Genomic DNA, 24,970 nt, shown 5'->3' with positions numbered 1-24,970 from the left:
TAGATTATTCTTTACCACCAAGCCCTTAACTTTCCTTTAATTGTAAATTAAAAAGAAGAAATATTCCATTAACACATAAAATAGAAGTAGCAGTAAGCCGAGCTTTTCAGCTTAATTCTTTAGTTTTAACTAAAACTGAGATTAAAGTTGTAATTATAATTGTTACACGATGTGCCACTAACCTTTACCTTATTAAATTTTACTCTTTAAACTCATGTTCTTCTTCCTTCTTACGTGATTCCTCTGTATGTCGTGTTGGATAAAAAAATTATTCATATACGAAAAGATGCTGCCCTAATCAATCTTTAGGTCAGCATCTTTTTTATAGTTAATAAGATAATCCGTGACCGTATGGATAGAGTTCAGGGATAGTCACGGGCAGTTTACCTGTCGGATTGACTTCGCCGGTCAACACTTTCGCTAAAGCTTCTACGGAAACATCACGGAATCCGTACGTCAGCACGTTGGCATCAACCTCTGGAAAAGCCATAATATCATAAGGGTTCCGCATGGAGGCGACAACCACTTCTTTATCTGCTGCCTTCAACTCACTCACCAACCGCTGCTGCGCTGAATTGGTATTGGCTGTATAGGTCGTGACGATGACAGTTTCGAAGTCTGCTGCCTGCTCGACGGCATTAGCTATTTGGGTAGAAGAAGGGCTTGTACTTGAAGCATAAGCATCAGCTGTAATTCCCCGTTCCCCTAATAGATTAGCAAGCATACCAGGACTTCCAATCGATGGGCCTGTCACAAATACGCTTTTCTCAGAGGTAAGCGGCAAGACATCCTCATTTTTCACTAAGGTGATACTGTCCTCTGTCATTTGGTCAGCGAGCGCAAGGTTTTCATCTAACCCGATATTTTCAATAGCGTCAGGCGATACACCCGCTTCGTGGAAAAGCCCGCGCTTAAACTTCGTCTCTAAAATACGGAAAACAGATTCGTCTAACCGTTTTTCTGAAATCTCACCGCTCTTAACCGCATCAAGCATCGCATTATAGGCAAGCGGAACATTCGGTGGGTTGAGCAAAATATCTGCCCCTGCTTTAAAAGCTTCGACTGGCACACGGCCTGCAGGTACGACATTCGCTCCTGACATGCCGAGACTGTCCGTAATAATTACACCGTCAAAGCCCATTTCCTCACGAAGCAAGTCAGTCAGAATCGGTTTTGATAAAGTTGCAGGTAAGCCGGAATCATCTAAAGCCGGAACAACGATATGGGCTGGCATAATGGCATCAATTCCCGCATCAATCGCAGCTTTGAACGGCTTCAAGTCGACTTCATGCAACGTCTCTAAATCATGATTGATGATTGGGAGGCCATAATGGGAATCGACATTGGTATCTCCATGTCCTGGAAAGTGTTTCGCTGTCGCCATCACGTTTTCCTTTTGATACCCTTCCACTTGCGCTGCCCCCATGTCTGCAACCAGATCAGGGTTTTCAGAATAGGAACGGACACCGATGACCGGGTTCTCAGGATTCACATTGACGTCGAGTACAGGAGCAAGGTCCATATTGATCCCAAGGCTCATCAACTCCATCCCCATAATCTCCGAAGATTGACGGGCATAATCCGTCGACCTTGTCGCACCCAAAGCCATGTTTCCAGGGAATACGGTGGCCGGTTCCGTCACCCGAGCCACAACTCCGCCCTCCTGATCCGTAGCGACCATCAACGGAATCGGCATTCGCTGATCCATCGCAATTTCCTGTAATCCATTCGATAAGGCATTAACCTGTTCAAAGTCTATCGGTGTACCAATGTTGGCGGTCCAGTTGAAATAAATCACCCCGCCGATATGGTATTTCTCAATCATTTCTTTAAAGTTCTTCGCACCACGGTTACGGCTTAGATTCGTGTCTTCATAGTTTGGATCCGTCGGCGTTTTCCCATAAACATGGACCATAAACAGCTGTCCAACCTTTTCTTCCAGGGTCATATGCTGGATTTTACTTTGAATCCAGCCTTTTCGGGCTTCTTCATCATCCCATCCAGGCTTGGTCGAATCATCCCATGAGGCATGAGCAAAGCTTGGCAGCAACATGACAAATGCCATCATGACAACAAACACTTTATAAAGTATTCTCACGATTATTCACTCCCCTCGATAATATGACCGTTTTCACCGCGGTTAAGGGTCAGATCCGCTACCACAGCCAAATGATCAGATGCTAACGTCTCAATGACTTCAGCATGCTTAACCTCAATAGAATCAGAAGCAAAAATATAATCGATTCGCTTACTCGGAGACAAAGCAGAATAAGTATTACCAGGCTCATCACTGACCACGCTCCAAGCATCTGTAAAACGGTCAAATAACGGGGCAAGTTCAGTTGCATCTGGCGTAGCGTTCATATCGCCAAGCAATACTTTTTCACCTTCTTGCTCATCAAAAATATTCAGCATGTCATCGACTTGCATGATTCTTACGGTAGGATCTCCTCGGTAATCCAGATGGGTGGAATAAAAAGGTACAAGCGCACCTTTCACATTGATGATAGCTTCTGCAAATCCTGGGGCTGGGGCAGGTTCTGGTGTGGCATTTTGTGTGGAAAGTCTGGTGATATCATGGTTGGTGGCTTGTACAATCGGAAACTTACTCAGGATGGCTACACCAAATTGCCTTCGTGGGTCTCCCTCAAGGTAAGAATCCATGTCATAGATCGGTGCAAAAAAGGAATGCATGTCCAATTGTTCGGCTAAATCAGCAAGGATGTCATCATAATTGCTCCTGGCTCCCCAATGGACATCCACTTCCTGCAAGGCAACAACTTCAGCGCCAGAATCCTCAATGACTTGAGCGATCCGTTCCGTATCATAGACACCATCTGAGCCGATACCTGCATGAATGTTGTAGCTCATGACCCGGACGTCTACTTTTTCAGCCGTAGATCCATCGTCCGCAAAACTTATCTCTGGTGCACCAATCAAACCAAATACTACAATAACGAACAAAACAAGATGAAGCTTCATTTTTACATACACGAGATTTATCCCTCTCCCTTCCTATTATAAATATCTTACAATTTAAGTGTAGCAAGTAGTGTTCTAGTGGTCTATACAACTATATACCTCACTTCATCAGCCTAAACTACTACATCCATAAAAAGTAAAAAAGCAGGTGACGCCTGCCCATAGCGTCCCTGCTCTTTTCTAAAATTTATGCGTATTGCAAAGCAATTCCATATTTCTCTAATGTCTGCTGAATTTCTTCTTGCAGTTCTTCCGATGGCACGTCCATTGGAAGTCTCAAGACAGGCTCGATTTTACCCATCATACCAAGCGCGGCCTTCACTGGAGCTGGGTTGGTATCTTTGAACAAGACATCATTCAATTCCATCAGTTCGTAGTGCAGTTTTTGCGCTGTTTCGACATCCCCTTCGAACCAGGCATCATGCATTTGAGCGACTTTTCCAGGTAACACGTTCGCTGTCGCACTTACGGAACCTGCACCGCCGATAGCAAGCATCGGGTAGCAGAGGAGCTCGATTCCTGAAAACAATAAAAAGTCTCTTCCACATTTAAGCAGGACACGGTTGACATGTTCAAAGTCTTTATTGGATTCTTTTACACCGATGATATTCGGACAGTCTTCATTCAGTTTAGCAAGTGTATCAACATGCAGGTTCTGTGCTGTCCGGCCTGGGATATTGTAAATGATAATAGGAATGTCAACAGAATCGGCAACTGTCTTGAAGTGTTTATATAGGGCACGCTGGTTCGGCTTATTGTAATAAGGAACAATTACCATCGCAGCATCAGCACCGATCTCTTCCGATTTCTTGGTCAAGCGCATGGTCTCCTGGTAATTCGTGGAACCTGTACCTGGTACAAACGGCACACGGCCATTGATTGTCTTTGCCGCTTTTTCCATCACTTGTTCTCTTTCTTCTATTGTAAGGGAGCTCGGTTCACCGGAAGTTCCCGTAACTGAAATCCCATGGGTACCATTTTCTAATTGGAATTCAATCAATTCCGCAAATTTATCAAAATCAATCTCGTGATTGGCTTTAAAAGGAGTAATCACCGGAGTGATCGACCCTCTCAATTTAGCTTTAATCTCGGAATAATCTCTAGCCATACTAGCTCCTCCTTTGTATCTAGTAAATTATATCTTTAATGACCTACGTCATAATCGTTCTGGGCATGAAATGCTTCCATTTCAAAATCAGCGATAAAGTTGTTCCATTGCATCTCGATAAAATCATAGGTTCCGATAATAGAATCGTAGAACAGTCGCACGCTCAACTGTCCTTGCGACTGAATAGAAGAAACTTTGCATATGCCTTTCGTTTTGAAAAAGCCGTCGGATATCGTTACTTCATAGCTCCCTGGACATGGGAGCGTATAATCCGGATCAAAATGAAACTCTACCTGATTTCCCTTTCCTGTCATGGTGCCAGTCATTTCATACCGTTTTCCTAAGTAATCCTGAATATGTTCTACTCTTCCAGTTGATAAAAGACTGCGCAGCAGCGAGGAACTTACTTTCTGTTCGTGCCTGGCAAACTTTGCTACCGTCGTGACTTGAAATCTATTTTTACTATCGATAGCCAGTTGTTTCATATCCCCTTTGCCTTTAAAACCATACGTATAATCGAATCCCGCCACAGCATGCTTGCACTTCAATCCGCAAAGATAGTCCTCTACGAATTCATCATGAGGGATTTTTGCTACATTCTCATTGAACTCTACCACATACAGGATATCTACCCCCAGCTGCTCGAATGTATCAGCTTTATTCGATAATGGGGTAAGGTATTTATTAATTTGCTCTCCCTTTTTAATGACAGAAGAGGGGTGAGGGAAAAATGTCATCACCGCCATCTTCAAGCTTTTTCGATCTGCTATCTGTTTTGCGGTTTTTATAATTTCCTGATGTCCCAGGTGCACACCGTCAAAGAAACCCAAAGCTATGACACAATCCTCACTGTTCTGTTGGACGCGTTTTTGTATCGGATAGTCTACCTTAATCGTCTTCATTTTCCGTCCCCCTCTCTGCAGATTAGGCTCATTACATCACTTGTTTATATTTTCCTTCATAGAAAGCCAGTGGTTCGCCGTCCTGGACATTCAGATTAATGACTTCTCCTATATAGAGAGTATGGTCGCCAGCTTCATGCGTATCATAAACATTGCATGCCAGGCTTACTAACGAGTTCTCAATTACCGGCAGACCTTCAAACGTATCGAAGTTCACCTTACGTTCTTCTTTTATTTGCCCGGCGAAAATCATCGACATTTCTTTTTGGGAACCGGATAGAATATTTACGGAGAACTTTTGAGACTCTTGTATGATTTTATTCATCTTGGCGTTGGAGCCTACAGATATCAAAACTAATTTGGGATCAAGAGAAACAGACATGAAGGCGTTCGCTGTCATACCATGCACTTCTCCGTCTACTTCGGATACAATCACAGTTACCCCTGTTGCAAACTTCCCCATTGCTGTTCTGAACATGCGGTCATCCATTTTTATCACCTCGTAGATTATTAAAGTATTAGATTACAAATGTCGGTTTTCTTTTCTTCAGTTTCGCTTCTTGCAAGGCAACCTTTTTCTCTGTATAGACGTTCAGCACTTCTGTCGCCTCATCAAACCAGCTGTCTGGTGCCTCGTGCCCCCAGAAGGTCTGCCTCATCGGATCATCCAGCTCCCAGCGAACTGGTTCAAAGTCAGGATCACCAGTAAAATAATCACCATTATACAATTCAATCCGATGACCATCCGGATCACGCAAGTAAAGGAAAAAGGCATTGGACAATCCATGGCGTCCCGGCCCTCTCTCAATGCTTGGGCCATAACCGAGTGATGCAAGCACATCGCATCCATCGATTAAGCTCATAGGATCACTCAACCAAAAACCGACATGATGGAGACGGGGGCCAGGTGCATTCATGAAAGCGACATCGTGGACACTAGGTTTGCGGTGAAGCCAGGCCGCCCAAATTTTATCTTCTTCTCCTGCTGTATACTCTGAGCAGGAAAAACCAAGTTCGTTAATATAGTAGTTATGTGCTTTTTCCACATCAGAAACCATGCAGTTGAAATGATCGATACGCTGGACTTTAGCTCCTTTATAGAGATGATAGTGCTGCAATTTGCGCTCGACTGCTTCCATTTCCGCATAAAATTCAATAGGCAGACCAGATATATCTTGATAGCGGAATGCTCTTCCTACGGCTTTTTGGGCTCCTTTTTGCAGCCAGATAAGTTCATTGCCTTCACGCTGAAGCTTAGCTGCCAGCTTATCTAAATCGCCTTCTGATCTAACTTTATAACTGATCACTTCGAGTGCCGGGGTTTCTCTTTGTTTTAATAAAAGGCTGTGATGGTTATGTTCTTCCAACCCTCTTAAATAAACTTCTTTTTCCGTCGCTTCGGTTTCAATAAAACCTAAGGCATCATAAAATTGTTTCGACTTTTCTAAATCGGTCACATGAAAAACTGCTCTTCCTGAACGGATGATATCAAAGCTCATATTATTCCCTCCTCACACTCTTGAAAGATCGGCTTTGGATGATTTAATATTTTTCAGGAAATCCTGGACATATGCTTTCATTGGCTCTTTGTCAAACTGTTCAAAATACGTCATTCCCATTTTGATCGGATCTCCGAAGAAGTAATATTCGTAGTGCGTCTGTCTGCTTCCGAAGGCACTCATGGTCACATCCCAGGCCAAACGGAACAATTTAACCCGGTCGTAACCTTGAAGATTTTTCGACTGTAAGGCCCGATCTAACAATGGTCCAATTTCCTCGTGATGGAAATCTGCTTCAGAAGGGATCCCCATTAAACCGGAAGCACCCAGAATACGAAGAATTTCCGTGATCCTAGGGTAGACTCTAGGATACCAGTTTCTCGCTGCATTCAATGCTTCGAAGTCCGGAGTCATCGTTCCCCATTTATCGAGCTTTGCATTGTGCTCTGCTTTGTATAGATGGGATTTCATGTTCTCCAAAATCAACATGACTTCTGTCCCTTTATCCATGACATGCTGGAACTTATCGATGCCAATCGCTTCCATGACACTCAAGATCACACCGAGGACAAATTCGGTTTTTACAATATTTTTAGCAACTACCTGATGCGACATATGAACCACAGCGTTTGTTTCTATGAAGGTACGGTTACATATCGAGGAGTTTCCGCAAACAAACACTTTCTCCCATGGTACGAAAACATTATCAAAATAAACGATGGCGTCTCCTTCTTCAAAACGGCTGCTCAACGGATGGTCCCACTCGTTCTTGCCATAGTCGAAGGATTCCCGGCTGATATATTTCAATCCAGGCGTATTGTTTGGAACAACGAATGCCAGAGAATAAGGATCATCCAATTCTCCTGCTTGTTTTACGGTCGATGGAAAAACCAGGATTTCATCGGTAATCCCGCCTTGGGTCGCAAGCAGTCGGGCACCATCAACGATGATTCCATCCGATCGTTCTTCAACAAGATGCAGGGCTACATTAGCATCTTTTTGTTCGTGCTGAGCTTTTTGGCGGTTCACCTGGGGATGGATAAGCGTATGGGTCAGGCTGATGTCATTTTCCCGGGCATAGGAATAATAATTTTTAGCGTTTTCCGCAAACATCGGGTCGGCTTCAGCAAATAAATCATTGGCAACACCCATTGCCATGACTTCCGCATTCAGATAATCCGGAGAACGTCCCATCATCCCACCGGAGATCCGAGCCCATTCCTGAATGGCTTCTCTTCGTTTGATCAAGTCATCGATCGTTTCCGGGCGATAGAAAGTCATCCCCACTTTATCTCCGGTTTTCGGTGAAGTATAAAGCATCTTATCCGGCTTTTCGTATTGTTTATCATACAACTTCGCCATAGACTGGATAACATTCTTGAACGCCGGGTGCGTAGTCGGATCATCTACCCTTTCCCCATAGATATAGATGTTGTTGTTCGCATTTTTCAACCGTTCAATGTACTCCGCTCCTGTTTTTGCAGGCATACGCTCATTCCTCCTAAAATATTTATTTTTTACCGAACTGTGGAATCCGGTGATCTCCAAGTGCTACATGGACGACTTGCATTTCGGTATAGAATTCAAAGGCATAGTAACCGCCCTCTCTGCCGATTCCGCTATGTTTAGAACCTCCGAATGGCGTACGTAAGTCACGGACATTCTGTGAATTGATCCAGAGCATCCCGGCATCTACCGCCTGGGATACCCGGTGGCCGCGCTGGATATCTTTTGTCCATACATAACCAGCCAGTCCATATCTGACATCATTGGCTTTCTCAATGACTTCTTCTTCATCTTTGAATGTCATAACCGCAAGTACTGGTCCGAACACTTCTTCCTGAACCACCCGCATGGAGTTATCAGCGTGTAGCAGAATGGTCGGGGGGATATAATTTCCTTTCCTATGCTCTTCAGGAACATTTCCCTGGAAGACTTCGCAACCTTCTTGCTCTGCCAGTTCAATATAACCTTTTACATTTTCGTAATGGTTGGTATGGATTAATGGGCCGACTTGGGTGTCTTCATCCAATGGATCTCCCACTATGATATTTTTTACTCTTTCTTTCAAAGCGCTGATGAACTCATCTGCCACATTTTCATGAATGTAAAGTCTGGAGTTTGCGGTACAACGTTCGCCGTTGAAGGAGAAAATCCCCCAGGTGCAGGCATCCAAAGCTCTATTTAAATCAGCGTCATCGAAAATGATGATTGGGGATTTCCCGCCTAATTCCATCGAAAAGCGTTTCAGCGAGTCAGCACCGTTTTTCATGATTTCTGACCCTGTTGCTGTCTCCCCTGTGAAAGAGATAAGCTCTACATCTTCATGTGCGACTAAAGAGGCTCCAGCTGATTCCCCGAAACCATGGACGACGTTGAACACCCCCGCCGGAAGCCCGACCTCTTCATCGATGATTTCCGCTAATTTATTAGCGGTAAGCGGGGACCATTCAGCCGGTTTCAAAATCACTGTATTTCCTGTAGCAAGCGCTGGAGCAATTTTCCATGTTTCCAGCATGAACGGTGCATTCCACGGGGTAATCAGCCCGGCAATTCCTACAGGCTTATGAATGGTATAGTTCAAAAATTGATCATCGACCTGATATGCATCTCCCACCATCCGGCTGGAAACCATTTCTGCGTAGAAGCGGAAGTTTTTAGAAGCCCGGCTGACCATCTTTTTAGTAAGGAAAATCGGAAGCCCTGTGTCATATGATTCAAGTGGAGCCAGTTCATCAACATGACGATCAATGGCATCTGCAATTTTATGAATATAATCCAGTCGATCCTGGAGAGGAAGCTTTCCCCACTCCCCTTTGAACGCTTTTCTTGCTGCCATGGCAGCTTTATTAATATCTGCTTTCCCACCAGAAGCTACTGCGTTGATTTTTTCATTCGTGAACGGCTCGATATTGTCAAACTTTTCGTTTGATTCAGCATCCACAAATGCCCCATCAATATATAATTTGACATCCTTCACAGCAGCCTGGAGTTTTTGCCGGGATTCGGTAACCACATTTACACTGCTCATTCTTTTCCTCCTCCTATAATGAGATAGTGACCATCTAGCTAAGGTGACTATGTTGTAAACCCTTACAAATAAATTTGCAAATTTTCAATAAACTCTGTATATTCAAATTATCACAGCCTAAAGTATATTAAAAATATCTATAAAATCTTATTTCTATATCTTTTTGATATATCAGAAAAAGTTTTTACTCTGGGTGATTAGAATAGGTTTTGTTAAACGTTGTTGACGATTTTTCATAAGAGGCTTATACACGTAGAGTCGAAGACTCGATTCCGAGATGTTTGTCTGAATAACGGTCCGGCGGGGAACGCCTTCCTTTCCGCGGGCATGCGCTGAGCCTCCTCAGACTTCGTCTTTCGGGGTCTCACCTGTCATTTTCATCCTGCAGGAGTCTCGACGTTCCCCACCGAACCTTGCCATTAAAAGTTCTCGAAATCTCATTTGTGGAAACTGCCCCATGATAATACAAAGAAGACTTTAAGCCTTTACATCCTTTATTTCATTAGGAAGAAGATTTTAGCTATACACTCATTCTCCTTTTGAAAGGTCCGTTAATTACAAAAATGGATGGGCAGGGAAACGGCGAGACTCCCGCGGGAGAAGGGGCTAGGCGAGATCCCGCAGAGCGCAGCTCGAGGAAGCTTGCCAGGTCCCCCGCAGGAAAGCGAGTCGTTTCCCAGACCATCCCCTTCCTCTCATGGCAACGGACCCAACTTGCTCAAAACTGAGACTGCGTCATTAAGGTACTTAAAATGTAAGATCGACAAGGAGATTTAACAAATAAGGAGGGAATGAGATGGATTTAAAACAATTACGATATTTCCGGGCTGTTGCCGAAGAAAAACAAGTGACACGAGCAGCTAAAAAACTACATATGGCCCAGCCACCATTAAGCCAGCAAATCAAAATGATAGAAGACGAACTCGATTTGAAACTGTTTGATCGCCAGGGACGTAGTCTGGAATTGACAAAAGCAGGAGAAATACTCTATGAAAAATCAGGTAAAATTTTATCTGACTTTGAAGAAGCATTAATTGAAGTGCACGAAACAAGCGAAGGGATCCGAGGGACCATGCATATCGGATCGAACAAGTCCTGTTTTTCATTTCTACGCACCACTTTACACCATTTCAAAGCCGAGAATCCTGATGTATCCTACCAGCTTCGTGAAGGGGATACGTCACTTCTGGAAGAGTGCATCCTTAATCGGGAAATTGAATTGGCCGTTGTTCGTCTGCCGCTTCAATACGAAGAATTTGATATGCTCCCGCTTCCATCCGAGCCCTATCTTCTAGTCGCACCGGATTCCTGGAACCTGGATAAGGTGGGGGAAGGATATGTAGGATTTAATATTCTAAAAGACATCCCTTTAATGCTGCTTCACCGGATAAAAGGATCAGGCCAATATGAGCTGATACTCGACGAAATACGTAACCATGGAATCGAACCCAATGTTATTTGTGAAGCTCCCGACCCAACCATGCTCCTTTCTTTAGTTTCAGAAGGGATGGGTGCTACGATTGTTCCCGAATCTACGCTGCATGCGTTTTCATTCAATAATATCCAAAGCTATGCCTTTTCTGATATCAATATCAAAGCGGAATCGGTAGTCATCTGGCATAAAGATCGTTATCTGTCAAAAGCAGCTCAACGATTCATCCATACACTCAAAGAGCAATCGGAAAACGCGCTCGATAAAGTCGGCATATAAAACAAAAGCCACAACATTCCACTTGCAAGGAATGTTGTGGCTTTTTTACTATTGCTGAGCAGCTTTTATTTCTTTCTGTTCCCACTCTTTATTTGTTCTATCTTCCGAAGCTTTTGTTTTCAAACTTACAGCAATAAAAACTACCGAAGACAATGCAAGGGAATACATCAATGGATCAATATGGGTCCATGGGAAAGGAAGTAAAAAGTCCTTGCCAAACAATAATTGAGATAGTCCAAAGGCTGTAGACTGAGAACTTTTCAAAAATAGAAATCCGAGTATACTTGCCACGAATCCGGTAATAACACTTGCCTCCGCTCCCTTTTTAGAAGCGCCTTTCCAAAACAAAGCTCCTACTAAGGATGGCAAAAATCCTGCTGCACAGATTCCGAACCAAAATGCTGTCGATTGAGCAATAATACCTCCGGGCAGGATATAAGCTAACAGGATAGCAAGTACAACACCAATGATTACTCCTAATCGTGCCGGTCTGATTTTATTCCATAACACCCGCTTGACCCCTAAAGTGCTAAGTATATCTTCACTGAAGGAGGCCGCCTGGACATGAATCAAAGAACTTACGGTTGAAATGGTAGCAGAAATGAGCGTAAGGGTGAATAAGTAAACAAACCAATCGGGCATTAGGGAATTAATCATTTTAGGGATGACTAAATCCGTGTTTCCTCCAGCTGTCTGAATAGCCAGTTGACCGGCAGTCTCCATAAAATATACATTGCTTAACGGGCCAATCATAAAAGCGGCGCCAGTCATAAAGAATATGAAAACCGACCCCACAATCATGGAACGATAGAGCGCTTTGTCATTTTTTACAGTCATCGAACGCATCACCAGTTGAGGCTGCGCCAATACGCCGATACCGACACCCATGATAAGGGTAGTAACCAATGTGAGCCACATCGGCGATCCGAATGCAGGCATACTCATCCAGCCATTGTGGCCGCCGGCAGCCATCTCATCCGGTACCATACTCGATAACGCTTTTAATGCATTATGCCCCTCTACTACACCACCGACAGCATGATAGGTCAGTACCAGGAATATAGCCATCCCGACCAGCATGATGATGGCACCGAAGGCATCGGTATACATGACTGCTTTGATTCCCCCGGATATGACATATGCCATGACAATCAATGCGATCAATAGTAAAGCAACATTAAAATTCATGGAAAGCGATTCCTGGACGAACCTGCCGCCTCCTATTAATACAATGCTGGTGTAGGCAGGCATGAAAACGAAAATCATGATACCAGAGAAGATCGTAATAAATTTAGATTCATAGTGTTTGCCAAGGAAAGTCGAGAAAGTGGTAGCATTCATCGTCATAGACATTTTCCTTATCCGTCTGCCAAAAACGGCAAAGGCAACGAATATCCCCAATACGATATTTAAAAACGCGAGCCACAATAGTCCCATCCCAAATACGGAACCGACACCACCGAACCCGACGAGAGCCGAAGTACTGATAAAAGTAGCTCCATAGGATAGCGCCATAATGATCGGATTTGTATTTCTTCCACCAATCAAATAATCTTCCTGTGTCACGGTCTTTTTGTACCCATAATAAGCAAGTCCAGACATAATGCCAATATAAAGAATCACAAGGGGAATCAGGATAGCCAGATTCATTCTTGTTCGCCTCCCCTATTCAACATGACTGCACCGTAAGCTACACAAAAAAGCGGAGCTAAAATAGTCCCAAACCAGACAATCCCGACCCAAAAGTCTTCAAAACCTAACATAGTATTCCTCCTTATAAATTTAGTAAAGTGATAACGCTTACATAAATACAGTGAAAATAGTAGAAACTCTATTAAAAAATAGTTCATGCAGACAATATTCAGGAATTTTCCAGACCCAGCAGGCTAGCTTTTCTTTTAAATCTGGTAACCTGTCTATCTCACCCTGTTCAGGTATTCATCCGCTATGTAAACCGTTGATGGATGTTATTCGATTTATAGGTGGCATGCTGGAACTCTACTAATTCAAGCGATAGTGCTAAGTAATGATTGTTAGAATAATCCTCAAAGTACGAGGTCAGGGTATCAAAAACCGCTTCACAAGCCTCTTTCTTTTCTTCTTCGCTACGCCCCTTCCCAATTTTCAGGACGGCATGGACGAAAGCATCATTCTCTTTCCCATCAGCAATCCTATAATGAGTGGTTTTGTATGCCCTGACCCTGATACCGCCAATCGGGAAGGTATCACTCTTTGCGGCCAATGCGTGATTAATTCTTTCTACCAGCTGTTGGATATCTATATGGGTAGAAAGATTGTCGGTATATTCCAATATGACGTGTGGCACTGCTATCTCCCCTTACTCGACAATGGTATTTTTCAATTGGCCCAGTCCTTCTATTTCTGTAACTACTTCATCCCCTACTTTCGTATCCACCGTACCTTTAGGAGTTCCCGTCAAAATCACATCACCTGGATTTAATGTCATAAAGCTGCTTAAATACGCTATTAACGTTGGTACATCAAAAATCATATCCTTTGTGGAACCTTCCTGGACGACTTCCCCATTCACATACGTACGCAGTTTTAAGTTCATCGGATCTGGCACATCTTCCGCATCAACAAACCATGGTCCCAGGGGTGTACTGGCATCACGATTTTTGACACGCAGGTTAGGACGGTAATAATTCTCCAAATAATCACGAAAAGCATAGTCGTTCGCAATGGTATAACCAGATATATAGGCCAACGCATGTTCTTTAGAAACATGGTCCGCCTGTTTGCCGATTACAACAGCCAGTTCACATTCATAATGCATATTCGTCACATCCGCAGAACGTTTCGTTACACCAAGATGTCCGATAAAAGTATTCGTTCCTTTCAGAAAAACAAGCGGTTCTTCCGGTGCATGAAAAGAAAGCTCACTGGCATGATCAAAATAATTCAGGCCAAGAGCAAAGCATGTCTTTGGTTCGACAGGCGGCAGCCACACCATATCTTCCTCAAATACTTGTTTACCATTTTCCAGTTCTATGCCATTATCCGTGGCAATTGCTAAATGGATAGCCCCTTCATAAGCGACACGTGCTGTTTTCATCAAATCCCCCCAGACTTCATCTACTACTTGATTGTGTTTTCCAAGACACCTATCCCTTCGGCTTCGATCCGTACCGTATCATTCCGGGAAGCTATCGGCGGATTCTCGGGTATACCAATCATCAGCACGTCTCCCTCACTCAAAGTCATGAACTCAGTTACATCCTGAAGCAGGACAGGGACAGTTCTAATGAGATTTTTTGTGTTATTTTGCTGTTTTAACTCTCCATTGATATACACGTTGATCTTTACATCACCGATATGGTTTACCGCTTCTTTTTCAACCACCCAGGGACCAATCGGACAAAATCCGTTCCGTGCTTTTTCTTTTACCGCCGGCCTGAATACACTTTCGTGCGGTAGGCTTACATCATTGACAACCGTATAACCCTCTACATAGTCTAAAGCCTCTTCTGCCTTAACCTTTGTGGCTTTTTTGCCTATTACCAGTCCTATGCTTGCACCCATCACCAGTTCCGCAGCATTAGAAGGCATCGGTATCTCCCCTTTATGACCCAGCAGTGTATTAATTGGCTTGATATATAAAATAGGGGCTTTGGGAGGAGCTTTATAGGGGGCTTCATTCAAGGCATCGCCCATCTTTTCAAGACTTCCTTTGTAATTAAGCAAGGTACCATAGACCGTGCCGGATACAGGTGGGTTAAAGGCTTTTTCCAGCTTTGCTTCGATAGATTGCAACTTTGTCATTGTTGCTTGCGCAGAGCCAGCAAAATGACTTTTTACGTATGGCAATAAGACTCTCCCCTTTATTTAGCTAATATTCCAATTTTTCAGAACAATCTATTGATTACAAAGTAACACTTTACCGGATATATTAGAAATATTTATAAAGTAAGATATGTATATCAAAAAAGTATACTGCATGTGATTAATAGAGATAACTTGGTTTTTATATGTTAAATATTCGCTAAAAAACATGAAAAAACGAGCAGATTTTTTATCTGCTCGCCTCTTGTACATATAAAAATCTTCATTTAAAAGGTTTCAATAAAGATTTCTTGCAGCTCTTTGAGGATCTCCCTGCCCTTTTTGAGGCAAATACATAAACAAATTGGGATTATATACGATACCTTGATGAGCTGGAAGATTAAAGGATAGTAGTCTTGCATCCTCCTTATATTTGAGACTTGTGTGGCCGGTCTCTCAAGAAAAGAGTAGCTATAAGGTGACCACCTCAGAATCTGAATGATTATGCGTTTCAAGACAACCGCCCATCACCTAGGGAGAGCAGTGTTCTTTCGCCCCCGTGATTAACACGGGTTTTTCGTACTCTTGAAAGTCCTCGTAACAAAGCACCATAATAGAAGCACCAGGTGGCGCGATGGAGGTAATTACCTCACCTACATTCAGAAATGAAAAAGTCATACCCAGTCTAATGGTCAGAGTGAAATGCTCCCCATGAGTGTTTCTCGACACTTCTTCTTCTTCGATTACAATAGTTATCAGTATTTCCCCCGAATTTGCGGAACGACCTTCTTCTCATAAAACTCCTGAAGATTGTCAAGCTCGTCCTGCGTGAAGTCAGGAACATCCAGTGCCGCAAGATTATCTTCCACCTGCCGGACATTACGGAAACCAGGGATGACCGCTGTAATGCCGGGCTGCTGAAGAATCCATTTCAGTGCAGCACGGGTTCTGTTACTACGCCCGTTCTCGATCCATGCGATTTCATCACTAAGCTCGACCCCTTTATTGAATTCAAGGCCGGCGAACGTTTCCCCGATGTTGAATGCTTTTCCTTCACTATTGAAATGACGATGATCATCTTCATGGAAGGAGTGATTTTTCTCATACTTTCCGGTCAAAAGGCCACTGGCGAGCGGCACCCGGGCGAGAATACCGACTCCTTTCTCCTCCGCCATCGGAAGCAATTTCTCGAGAGGTTTCTGGCGGAAGATGTTGAAAATGACTTGTAGCACGTCCGCCTTCGCATGTTCCATAACGTACAGCCCTTCTTCAACCGACTCCACGCTTACACCGTAGGAACGGATTAGCCCTTCCGCTTTCAGTTTTTCTAGTATCTTGAATACGTCTCCCTGTTTAATGATCGACAAAGGCGGGCAGTGGATCTGATACAGATCGACGTATTCCCTGTCCAGACGACGCAGGCTTTCTTCAAGATAGGAGCGCACCTGTTTTTCGGAATAGGTCGCCGGATCATCGATGTCCCCCTGGCGACAGAACTTGGTGGCGATATAGACATCTCTCCCTTTTGTCGCTTTCCCGAGTAGCTTCTCGCTGTGGCCCATACCATACACATCGGCCGTGTCGAAAAAATTCACACCTCCTGCCATCGCTTTTTCAAGTCCCGCCATCGCTTCTTCATCATTTGTATCTCCCCAATTGCCACCGATTGCCCATGTGCCAAAGCTAAGTTCACTGATTCTCATATCAGTCTTTCCTAATTTACGATACTCCATATTTCTCCTCCTGTTCTACTTCCTGAAATCTTTGAGTTCTTCATTTAGCTCTTTCGTCTGGTGATAAACCTTTTGATAAAGAGCGAAAAGTCGTTTGTACGTCTCGACACGCTGTGTATTCGGTTCAAACTGCTCCGCTTCTTCCAGAAAGCGATCAGCACATCCTGCGAGTGTATCGCACCACCCGCATCCGTAAGCAGCAATCATCGCGGCCCCCATGCCGGGCCCTTGTTCACTTTTTTGCTTCACGATTGTTGCGTTGAAAATATCCGCCTGCATTTGAAGCCATGCTTCATTTTTCGCTCCACCGCCTATAGAGACAATGGTGTCGATCGTTTTCCCATTCTTACGGAACATTTCAATGGATTCGTTCAGAGAAAACGTTATACCTTCCATCACAGCCCGCACGAAATCCGCGCGACGATGAAAGGTGTCGAGACCGGTGAATGTCCCTCGTATGAATGCGTCGGCATGCGGTGTCCGCTCCCCGGCGATATACGGCGTGAACAGGAGTCCACGGGCACCCGGGGGTACTTCTTCTACACCGTCCACGAAGTCTTCAAATTCTTCTTCAGGGGCGAACACGACTTTGAACCAGCTCAAACTGTAGCCGGCGGCGAGCGTCACCCCCATCGTATAAAGGGCATCTGGCGCAGCGTGGTAAAAGTAGTGCGCATCACCTCCAAAATCTTTATCCGCTTCTGCTTCATAAGAAAGTACGACACCGGAGGTTCCGATACTGCAGAGCGTCTTCCCTTCTGTTAAAATCCCGGCCCCGACCGCCCCGCACGCGTTATCGGCTCCTCCCGCAAACACTTTCGTACTTCGCGACAGCCCTGTGTCCGCATCCGTCACCGTTCCCGTCTGAGCGGTCGAATCGACGAGCGAAGGACAGAAGGAGACCGGAAGCCCGACCGCCTGACACACCTCCGTGCTCCAGTTTTTCTTTTCGATATCAAGAAGAAGCGTTCCGGCCGCGTCGGAATAATCCATTGAAAGCTCTCCCGTAAGACGGTAACGGACATAATCCTTTGGCAAAACGAACGTCGCTGCGCGCCCGAAATTTTCCGGCTCTTCTTTTTTCACCCATAAAATCTTCGACAGCGTGAACCCTTCAAGCGCCGGATTCTTCGTAATGGCAAGAAGTCTCTCTTCCCCTACTTTTTCATAAATATCCTGGCACTGTTTCGTTGTTCTCGTATCGTTCCACAAAATCGCCGGGCGGACGACGTTGTATTGGTGATCGAGCAGGACGAGACCATGCATTTGCCCGGAAAAACTCAAACCCTCTATCTCACTTACGTCCTCATCGAATCTCTCTGTCAGTTCTTTCAACGCTTCTTCCGTCTCTTTGACCCATTCCTCCGGGTCCTGTTCACTCCAGCCGCTTTGTGGTTGTGAAAGCGACAGTGGCCGGGAAACTTCATCAATGATTTTTCCTTCCAAGTCGACGAGTAGCACTTTTACCGCGCTCGTTCCGATATCCACTCCTACCACGTATGTCACCCTCTATCACTCTCCTGCATTAACTCTTAGCAAGTATTGATTCATTGTTGATTTAATCAGTTCAAGACGTCCGGATTGATGGCTGATTTCCTTAAGACTAAGGGCGTGGTCTTCCAGGGAATGAAAATCTGCTTTTCCGTCGACAATATCTTTTCCGATGCCGCTGTCGTAGCTGCTGTAGCGCTCGCTGATGATATCTTCAAGTACACGGTCATCATACATTTGCTGTGCAACTTTCAACCCGACAGCGAAACTGTCCATACCGGCGATGTGGGCATGTATGAGGTCTTCCTGTTCGAATGAACCGCGACGCACTTTCGCATCGAAATTCAGGCCACCTCTTCCCAGTCCGCCATTTTTGATAATTTCATACATCGCGAGCGTAGTCGCATACAGATCTGTCGGAAATTCATCCGTATCCCAGCCGAGCAGCGGATGCCCCTGGTTAGCGTCGACCGACCCGAGCACACCGTGGACGCGCGCATAGTGAAGTTCGTGTTCGAATGTGTGACCGGCCAAGGTCGCGTGGTTCGCTTCTATGTTAAATTTGAAATGATTTGTTAAGTCATATTTCTCAAGAAACGCGAGTCCTGAGGCTACATCGAAGTCGTACTGGTGTGTCGTCGGCTCTTTCGGCTTCGGTTCGATGAGAAATTGCGCATCGAAGCCAATTTCTTTCGCATAATCAACTGCCATATGGAAAAATCGTCCCAGGTTGTCGAGTTCAATTTTCATATCGGTGTTAAGAAGCGTCTCATATCCTTCACGACCGCCCCAGAAAACGTAGTTCTCTCCGCCGAGTTCTTTGCCGACCTCGAGCTGCTTTTTCACTTTCGCCGCTGCGTAAGCGAACACGTCAGCATTGTTCGAGGAAGCGGCGCCGTGGAGAAAACGCGGATGTGTAAAATTATTCGCTGTATTCCACAAAAGCTTCGTTTTACTATCTTTCATATAGTCTTTGATCATCGGCACGATCGTATCTAGATTTTTATTTGTCTCAGCGAGCGTGTCCCCTTCAGGCGCGATATCAACGTCATGGAAACAGAAGTACGGCACCCCGAGCTTTTCGAAAAATTCAAAAGCTGCCTCGACCCGTGCTTTCGCAAGCTCCATGCCGTCAAGATGATTCCAGTTGCGGACGGCCGTACCGACCCCGAACGGTTCTGACAAATCTGCGGTGAACGTATGCCAGTAGGCGATACCGATTCGGAGATACTCTTCCATCGTGCGTCCACCGACTTTTTCTTCGGGATTGTAGAATTTGAAGGAATATGGATTATTCGAACCGGCACCTTCATAGCTAATGATTGGAATGTTATCAAAATAAGGCATTTTACTTCCTCCTGTCTTTGTGATTATGATGGACTGTTTTATTACTTCTGGATTCCGAATGTGAACACGGTTCGTTTATGATAAGGTTCATCTGGAGTAAGGATGATTTCAGGAAACCCTCTATCATGCAAGGAAGCCGGTGAGCTTTGTGTTTCAATGCAAATCCCTGCGTGTTTCCTTGTCTTTCCTTCCAACAGCTTTTTCCCTTCTGACAGGTTATTCGAAGTATAAATGACGGCGCCTGGCTGATCTGTCTCCACTTCCAGCGTGCGACCTGATCGTGTATCTTCCAACTTGATGGCCGGTTTTCCTTTCCTGTTCAGCAGGAAAAAATGATCGATGCCGCCATTGGCAACCTGTTGATGAGGTGTATCAAAGGAAAAACTTTCGCTCAGCTTTCTTTTTTGACGATAGTCAAAAGACGTACCCGTCACATCTGCCCACTCCCCTGTCGGTATAAGCTGTTGGTCTAATTCTGCAAAGCATGAGCTATCGAGAAATAAGGTATGATCATGAACCGTTTGATCTATCATCCCGCTTAAATTGAAATAAGAGTGGTTCGTTAGTGTCACAATCGTTTTCTGATCCGTTTCAGCTAAATAATCAATCACTAGTTCATTGTCGTTAGTCAGTATGTACGAGACATCTACGTTAAGGGTCCCAGGATACCCTCCTTCTCCGTCCGGACTTTTGTGGGACAGTTTTACACCTATCTCCCCTTCCCTTTCAAAGGGAGAAGCTTCCCATAAGACTTGATGAAATCCGTGCTCCCCACCATGAAGATGATGGGGTTCTTCATTGGCTTCCACCTGATACTCCTGACCTTCGATTTGAAAGCGGGCATTCCTGATACGGCCGGCCACCCGCCCAATCAATGCACCTAGAAAACCTGGATTTTCTTTGTACTCTTCGTAATTATCATAGCCAAGGACAACATTACTCCTCTCTCCGTTTCGATCAGGGACAGATAGATTTGTGATGATCCCTCCATAATTCAACAATTGCACAACCATTCCCTGATTATTTTCCAAGTGAAATAAGGTCCAGGGGCTTTCTCCGGGAATGGGAATGTCTTTTGTTTCTAATTTCATAAAAAGCGGCTCCTTCCTACAACCTTAATGAAAAACTTCATCGTACACCTCTAAAAAACAAAGCTTTCGTAACGCTCTCTACAGACTTAAGCAAGGGAAATATTTACTATGACAGCTATTATTAAAGATAGACTGTATACCAAAAAAACATCATGGTAACTAACACCAAGATGTTTTTTGACTTAATCATTTTCCAGCTCTCTTTTTATTATAGACGTCAAAACCAACTGCAAGTAATAGTACCATACCTTTTATAGCCTGCTGCCAATCGATACCGATACCAATTAAAGACATACCATTGTTCATGACTCCCATTACAAGACCACCGACAATCGCACCAATAATGGTACCAACACCACCAGACATAGATGCACCACCGATAAATACAGCAGCAATTGCATCTAACTCAAGCATGTTTCCGGCTGCTGGTGTTGCTGAATTTAATCGCGCAGCAAACATTAAACCAGCTAGTCCCGCAATGACACCATTGTTTACAAATACCCAGAATACAACACGTTTCGTTTTAACACCTGATAGATCTGCAGCTTTTTGGTTTCCACCTGTGGCATAAATGTGTCGCCCCATTACTGTATTCTTCATTATAAAAGTGTAAATGGCGATAAGTGCAATCACGATAACCAATACGACAGGGATACCTTTATTAAGAGCTAGCTGATATGTAAACCAGTTAATAACTAAGACTAGTATTCCTAGCTTTGTTACTGTAATCCAAAGTGGTAATACTTCAAAGTTATAGTGTATTTGAGTTTTACGCTTACTAAACTCTAAATAAATCAAGACAAGTGATAGAAGAATTGATAGAATAATTGACAATAAATGAAAATCACCTGCTCCAATATCCGGTAAAAAACCACTACTCAACTTTCCAAAAGAGTCAGGGAATGGTGCGAGTGATTTACCATCTAATAAATATAATGTCAACCCTCGAAAAATCAGCATCCCTGCTAAAGTTACAATAAAGGATGGAATCCCTACATAAGCTATCCAAAACCCTTGCCAAACTCCAATTAATGCACCTACAAGAATAGATAAAATAATTGCCAGCCATACCGGCACATTGTTGTTAATCATAAGTACCCCAGCTATGGCACCGACGAACGCAACTACGGAACCAACTGACAAATCAATGTTTCCGGTAATAATTACAAGCACCATTCCTATAGCCAATACTAAAATAAAACCGTTTTGTAAGATTAAGTTAGTCAAATTCAGTGGTTTAAAGGTAATACCATCTGTTAATACCCAAAATAGTGCGGTAATAAATACAAGTGCAATGATCATTCCGTATTCACGTATATTGTTTCTAAATAAATTAATTATCGTTTGCAAGATTCGCACCTCCAGATCCTGTCATATAACGCATTACATTTTCTTGATCTGCTTCAGTTCGATCAAGCTCTCCAGTTATACGCCCTTCATTCATCACATAAATACGGTCAGAGAGTCCAAGCACTTCAGGAAGCTCAGAAGATATTACCAATACACCTAACCCCTCAGCCGCTAAATCATTAATTTGAGAATAGATTTCAAATTTAGCACCCACATCAATACCACGTGTTGGTTCATCTAAAATTAAAATATCAGGTTCGGTAAAAATCCATTTACTTAACACAATTTTTTGCTGATTCCCGCCACTTAGATTGCCGGCAAGTTGCTCTAGTGATGGGGTTTTAATATTTAGTTTTTCACGTAAAAATTGCGCTTCTGTTATCTCCTTGTTCTCATCAATAACCGTATTTTTAGAAATCCGCTTAAGGTTAGACAACGTAGTATTACGTTTAATATCATCAATTAAATTTAGACCGTATGTCTTCCGGTCCTCTGATACATAAGCCAGCCCGTTCCTAATTGCTTCACTTACTGTATTCGCCTGAATTTCTTTCCCATCTTTGTATAAAGATCCAGTTATTTTCTTCCCATAAGTTTTACCAAAAATACTCATCGCCAGCTCGGTTCTACCCGCACCCATTAAACCGGCTATCCCTACAATTTCTCCACGTCGAATATGTATATTTACATTATCAATGATTTTACGATCGTGATGTTGAGGATGGTAGACATTCCAATTTTTTACTTCAAAAATAGTTTCCCCAATTTGAGGGACACGTTCCGGGTAACGACTTGTTAACTCACGTCCTACCATTCCTTTAATGATACGATCATCTAATGCCTTTTCTTCCTTTGCTCCAAACGTTTCGATCGTTTGGCCATCCCGCAAAATCGTAATCGAATCAGAGATTGCTGCCACTTCATTTAATTTATGAGATATAAGAATAGAAGTAATTCCTTGTTTTTTGAGTTCGAGTAATAGCTTTAATAGATTTTCACTATCTGTTTCATTCAATGATGCAGTCGGCTCATCTAAAATTAATAATTTCACTTTCTTGGATAACGCTTTCGCAATTTCCACGAGCTGTTGTTTCCCCACACCGATATCCGAGACAGCAGTTTCAGGTGACTCTTTTAAACCAACTCGCTCTAACAATTTTTTTGATTCACTAAACGTATCCTGCCATTTTATAATGTTATGGGATTGCCTTTCATTACCTAAGAAGATGTTTTCAGCTATAGACAGAAACGGACTTAATGCAAGCTCCTGGTGAATAATTACAATACCTACACCTTCACTTTGTTTTATGTCTTTAAAATTACATTCTTCACCTTCGAAGTAGATACTGCCGTCGTATGATCCACTTGGATATACACCACTTAATACTTTCATTAACGTTGATTTACCGGCACCATTTTCACCAACCAGTGAATGGATTTCACCTTTTTCAACTTTTAAATTAACGTGGTCTAACGCTTTTACACCTGGGAATGTTTTAGTTATGTTACGCATTTCCAAAATATACTCTGACATACCCTCACCACTTTCTCCAAAAATAACAATGATAAGATTCAGTGATGATCATGATCACCACTGAATCAAAATAGCTTACTGAATATCTTCTTCTGTATAATATCCGCTATCGATCAATAATTCTTTGTAATTGTCAATATCAACAGATATCGGCTGAACTAGATACGAAGGAACAATTTTTCCGCCGTTATCATACGTTTCAGTGTCGTTAACTTCAGCTTCTTCCCCATTTGAAATCGCTTCTACCATATTTACTGTAACTTCAGCTAAGTCACGAGTATCTTTGAATACTGTTTGTGTCTGCTCTCCGGCAATAATAGATTTAACTGAAGCTGACTCAGCATCTTGACCAGTAATGACTGGAAGTTCCAGATCGCCAGAACCATAACCTACACCTTTCAACGCTTGAATTACTCCACGACTGATACCATCATATGGAGACAATACTGCGTCGACTGTTTCACCATCTGAATATGCTTTACTTAGAATGTTTTCCATACGTGATTTCGCTAAGTTTCCATCCCAGCGCATTGTTGCACCTTGTTCAAAAGTTGTTTGCCCACTTTGAACCACTAATTTTCCGCTATCGATATATGGTTGCAGGATAGACATTGCACCATCCCAGAAAAAATATGCGTTGTTATCATCTGGCGACCCACTAAATAGCTCGATGTTATATGGACCCTCTTCTTCTTTAAGGTTTAGTGCTTCTTCAATATATTGCGCTTGTAATACACCTACCTGGAAGTTATCAAATGTTGCATAATAACTTACATTTTCTGACTCCATGATCAAACGGTCATAAGCAACAACTTCAATATCTTGTGCTGCAGCTTTTTCTAAAACATTTGTCAGTGCTGTACCATCAATTGACGCTACTACTAAAACTTCTGCTCCCTTTACAATCATGTTTTCTATTTGTTCAATTTGCTTATCAACGTCATCCTCTGCATATTGCAGATCTGTTTTGTAACCAAGTTCCTCCAATTTTTTCACCATGTTATTTCCATCATCTACCCATCTTTGTGATGACTTTGTTGGCATGGCAACACCGATTAACCCCTTATCCCCGGACCCTTCGGCTGATTTATTCCCTCCACATGCAGCTAGAACTACCATTAGACTAAGTAAAAGTGCATATAAACCTAATTTTCTCAAAATTGTAACCCCTTTCATTTTTTGTTTTTTTAAAAATTTAAGCTTGTTTATAGAATATCAACATTTCCAATGTAAGGCTTTACATAAAATTAAACTGTTTTTATAAAAATTTAACCTGATTGTAAAAAACGATACTTTTCAGGGTATATCTTGTAGGAGATTGAACTCGATAGGGAATCGTTTTCCAGACCCACTTTTCCGGTATTAACAATAACAAAAAGGCTGCCCTATAAGTCTATTACAGACTTAT

21 protein-coding genes are annotated in these 24,970 nt (G+C 43.2%); 1 reads left to right on the top strand and 20 read right to left on the bottom strand.

Translation table 11 applies throughout. The annotated features are described in order from the left end of the window. Nucleotides 1–328: 328 nt before the first annotated feature. The 8 genes from BLV00_RS06260 to hpaE all read right to left on the bottom strand — a co-directional run bounded on the left by BLV00_RS06260 (nucleotide 329) and on the right by hpaE (nucleotide 9,522). On the bottom strand, nucleotides 329–2,098 hold the full coding sequence (locus BLV00_RS06260; protein WP_342722145.1) for a glycoside hydrolase family 3 protein: 1,770 nt from the start codon (nucleotides 2,096–2,098) through the stop codon (nucleotides 329–331). A 2-nt stretch (nucleotides 2,099–2,100) separates the two neighbouring features. Beyond that, on the bottom strand, nucleotides 2,101–2,982 hold the full coding sequence (locus BLV00_RS06255) for an endonuclease/exonuclease/phosphatase family protein (RefSeq protein ID WP_093043992.1): 882 nt from the start codon (nucleotides 2,980–2,982) through the stop codon (nucleotides 2,101–2,103). 187 nt (nucleotides 2,983–3,169) lie between these two features. Next, nucleotides 3,170–4,090 carry a 2,4-dihydroxyhept-2-ene-1,7-dioic acid aldolase gene (hpaI, locus tag BLV00_RS06250; RefSeq protein WP_093043552.1) on the bottom strand — a complete coding sequence of 307 codons (921 nt, stop codon included), beginning with the start codon at nucleotides 4,088–4,090 and terminating at the stop codon, nucleotides 3,170–3,172. A gap of 35 nt (nucleotides 4,091–4,125) precedes the next feature. Beyond that, nucleotides 4,126–4,992, bottom strand: coding sequence for an FAD synthetase family protein (locus BLV00_RS06245; protein ID WP_093043550.1), 867 nt, complete (start codon nucleotides 4,990–4,992; stop codon nucleotides 4,126–4,128). A 31-nt stretch (nucleotides 4,993–5,023) separates the two neighbouring features. Next, entirely contained in the window at nucleotides 5,024–5,482 is a 459-nt protein-coding gene (locus BLV00_RS06240) for a flavin reductase family protein (RefSeq protein ID WP_093043548.1), read from the bottom strand. A gap of 28 nt (nucleotides 5,483–5,510) precedes the next feature. Continuing rightward, on the bottom strand, nucleotides 5,511–6,491 hold the full coding sequence (gene hpaD / locus BLV00_RS06235) for a 3,4-dihydroxyphenylacetate 2,3-dioxygenase (protein ID WP_093043546.1): 981 nt from the start codon (nucleotides 6,489–6,491) through the stop codon (nucleotides 5,511–5,513). Nucleotides 6,492–6,503: 12 nt separating this feature from the next. Next, the gene (hpaB, locus tag BLV00_RS06230; protein ID WP_093043544.1) at nucleotides 6,504–7,979 is read right to left on the bottom strand and encodes a 4-hydroxyphenylacetate 3-monooxygenase, oxygenase component; all 1,476 of its coding nucleotides are present in this window, start codon (nucleotides 7,977–7,979) and stop codon (nucleotides 6,504–6,506) included. Nucleotides 7,980–8,001: 22 nt separating this feature from the next. Next, the gene (gene hpaE, locus BLV00_RS06225; RefSeq protein ID WP_093043542.1) at nucleotides 8,002–9,522 is read right to left on the bottom strand and encodes a 5-carboxymethyl-2-hydroxymuconate semialdehyde dehydrogenase; all 1,521 of its coding nucleotides are present in this window, start codon (nucleotides 9,520–9,522) and stop codon (nucleotides 8,002–8,004) included. Between the two features lie 796 nt (nucleotides 9,523–10,318). On the opposite strand from hpaE, the gene BLV00_RS06220 reads away from it, so the two are divergent. Next, nucleotides 10,319–11,233: a LysR family transcriptional regulator gene (locus BLV00_RS06220; RefSeq protein ID WP_093043540.1), complete on the top strand. Its 915-nt coding sequence runs from the start codon at nucleotides 10,319–10,321 to the stop codon at nucleotides 11,231–11,233. Nucleotides 11,234–11,281: 48 nt separating this feature from the next. Here BLV00_RS06220 and BLV00_RS06215 read toward each other — a convergent pair whose 3' ends face one another. The 12 genes from BLV00_RS06215 to chvE all read right to left on the bottom strand — a co-directional run bounded on the left by BLV00_RS06215 (nucleotide 11,282) and on the right by chvE (nucleotide 24,738). Beyond that, the gene (locus BLV00_RS06215; protein ID WP_093043538.1) at nucleotides 11,282–12,883 is read right to left on the bottom strand and encodes a sodium:solute symporter family protein; all 1,602 of its coding nucleotides are present in this window, start codon (nucleotides 12,881–12,883) and stop codon (nucleotides 11,282–11,284) included. Next, on the bottom strand, nucleotides 12,880–12,996 hold the full coding sequence (locus BLV00_RS22650; RefSeq protein ID WP_342722139.1) for a symporter small accessory protein: 117 nt from the start codon (nucleotides 12,994–12,996) through the stop codon (nucleotides 12,880–12,882). Before BLV00_RS22650 ends, BLV00_RS06215 begins: the two co-directional genes overlap by 4 nt. A gap of 182 nt (nucleotides 12,997–13,178) precedes the next feature. After that, nucleotides 13,179–13,559 (bottom strand): 5-carboxymethyl-2-hydroxymuconate Delta-isomerase, encoded by a 381-nt coding sequence (locus tag BLV00_RS06210; protein ID WP_093043536.1) that lies wholly within the window; start codon nucleotides 13,557–13,559, stop codon nucleotides 13,179–13,181. Between the two features lie 12 nt (nucleotides 13,560–13,571). After that, on the bottom strand, nucleotides 13,572–14,309 hold the full coding sequence (locus BLV00_RS06205) for a fumarylacetoacetate hydrolase family protein (protein WP_093043534.1): 738 nt from the start codon (nucleotides 14,307–14,309) through the stop codon (nucleotides 13,572–13,574). A gap of 23 nt (nucleotides 14,310–14,332) precedes the next feature. Next, nucleotides 14,333–15,061, bottom strand: a complete 729-nt coding sequence (locus BLV00_RS06200; RefSeq protein ID WP_245728860.1) for a fumarylacetoacetate hydrolase family protein — start codon at nucleotides 15,059–15,061, stop codon at nucleotides 14,333–14,335. Between the two features lie 710 nt (nucleotides 15,062–15,771). Next, entirely contained in the window at nucleotides 15,772–16,749 is a 978-nt protein-coding gene (locus BLV00_RS06195; protein WP_093043532.1) for an aldo/keto reductase, read from the bottom strand. Between the two features lie 15 nt (nucleotides 16,750–16,764). Then, nucleotides 16,765–18,255, bottom strand: coding sequence for a xylulokinase (xylB, locus tag BLV00_RS06190; protein ID WP_093043530.1), 1,491 nt, complete (start codon nucleotides 18,253–18,255; stop codon nucleotides 16,765–16,767). 6 nt (nucleotides 18,256–18,261) lie between these two features. Further along, on the bottom strand, nucleotides 18,262–19,587 hold the full coding sequence (gene xylA, locus BLV00_RS06185; protein ID WP_093043528.1) for a xylose isomerase: 1,326 nt from the start codon (nucleotides 19,585–19,587) through the stop codon (nucleotides 18,262–18,264). A gap of 41 nt (nucleotides 19,588–19,628) precedes the next feature. After that, complete coding sequence (locus BLV00_RS06180; RefSeq protein WP_093043526.1) at nucleotides 19,629–20,678, bottom strand: aldose epimerase family protein; 1,050 nt, start codon at nucleotides 20,676–20,678, stop codon at nucleotides 19,629–19,631. Nucleotides 20,679–20,864: 186 nt separating this feature from the next. Then, entirely contained in the window at nucleotides 20,865–22,028 is a 1,164-nt protein-coding gene (mmsB, locus tag BLV00_RS06175; protein WP_093043524.1) for a multiple monosaccharide ABC transporter permease, read from the bottom strand. After that, entirely contained in the window at nucleotides 22,012–23,562 is a 1,551-nt protein-coding gene (mmsA, locus tag BLV00_RS06170; protein ID WP_093043522.1) for a multiple monosaccharide ABC transporter ATP-binding protein, read from the bottom strand. Before mmsA ends, mmsB begins: the two co-directional genes overlap by 17 nt. A gap of 75 nt (nucleotides 23,563–23,637) precedes the next feature. Continuing rightward, nucleotides 23,638–24,738 (bottom strand): multiple monosaccharide ABC transporter substrate-binding protein, encoded by a 1,101-nt coding sequence (gene chvE / locus BLV00_RS06165; RefSeq protein ID WP_093043520.1) that lies wholly within the window; start codon nucleotides 24,736–24,738, stop codon nucleotides 23,638–23,640. Nucleotides 24,739–24,970: the final 232 nt, after the last annotated feature.

This window comes from Thalassobacillus cyri (genome assembly GCF_900107755.1).
Lineage (GTDB): Bacteria > Bacillota > Bacilli > Bacillales > Halobacillaceae > Thalassobacillus > Thalassobacillus cyri.
This window is presented reverse-complemented; position numbering and strand designations above follow the sequence as displayed.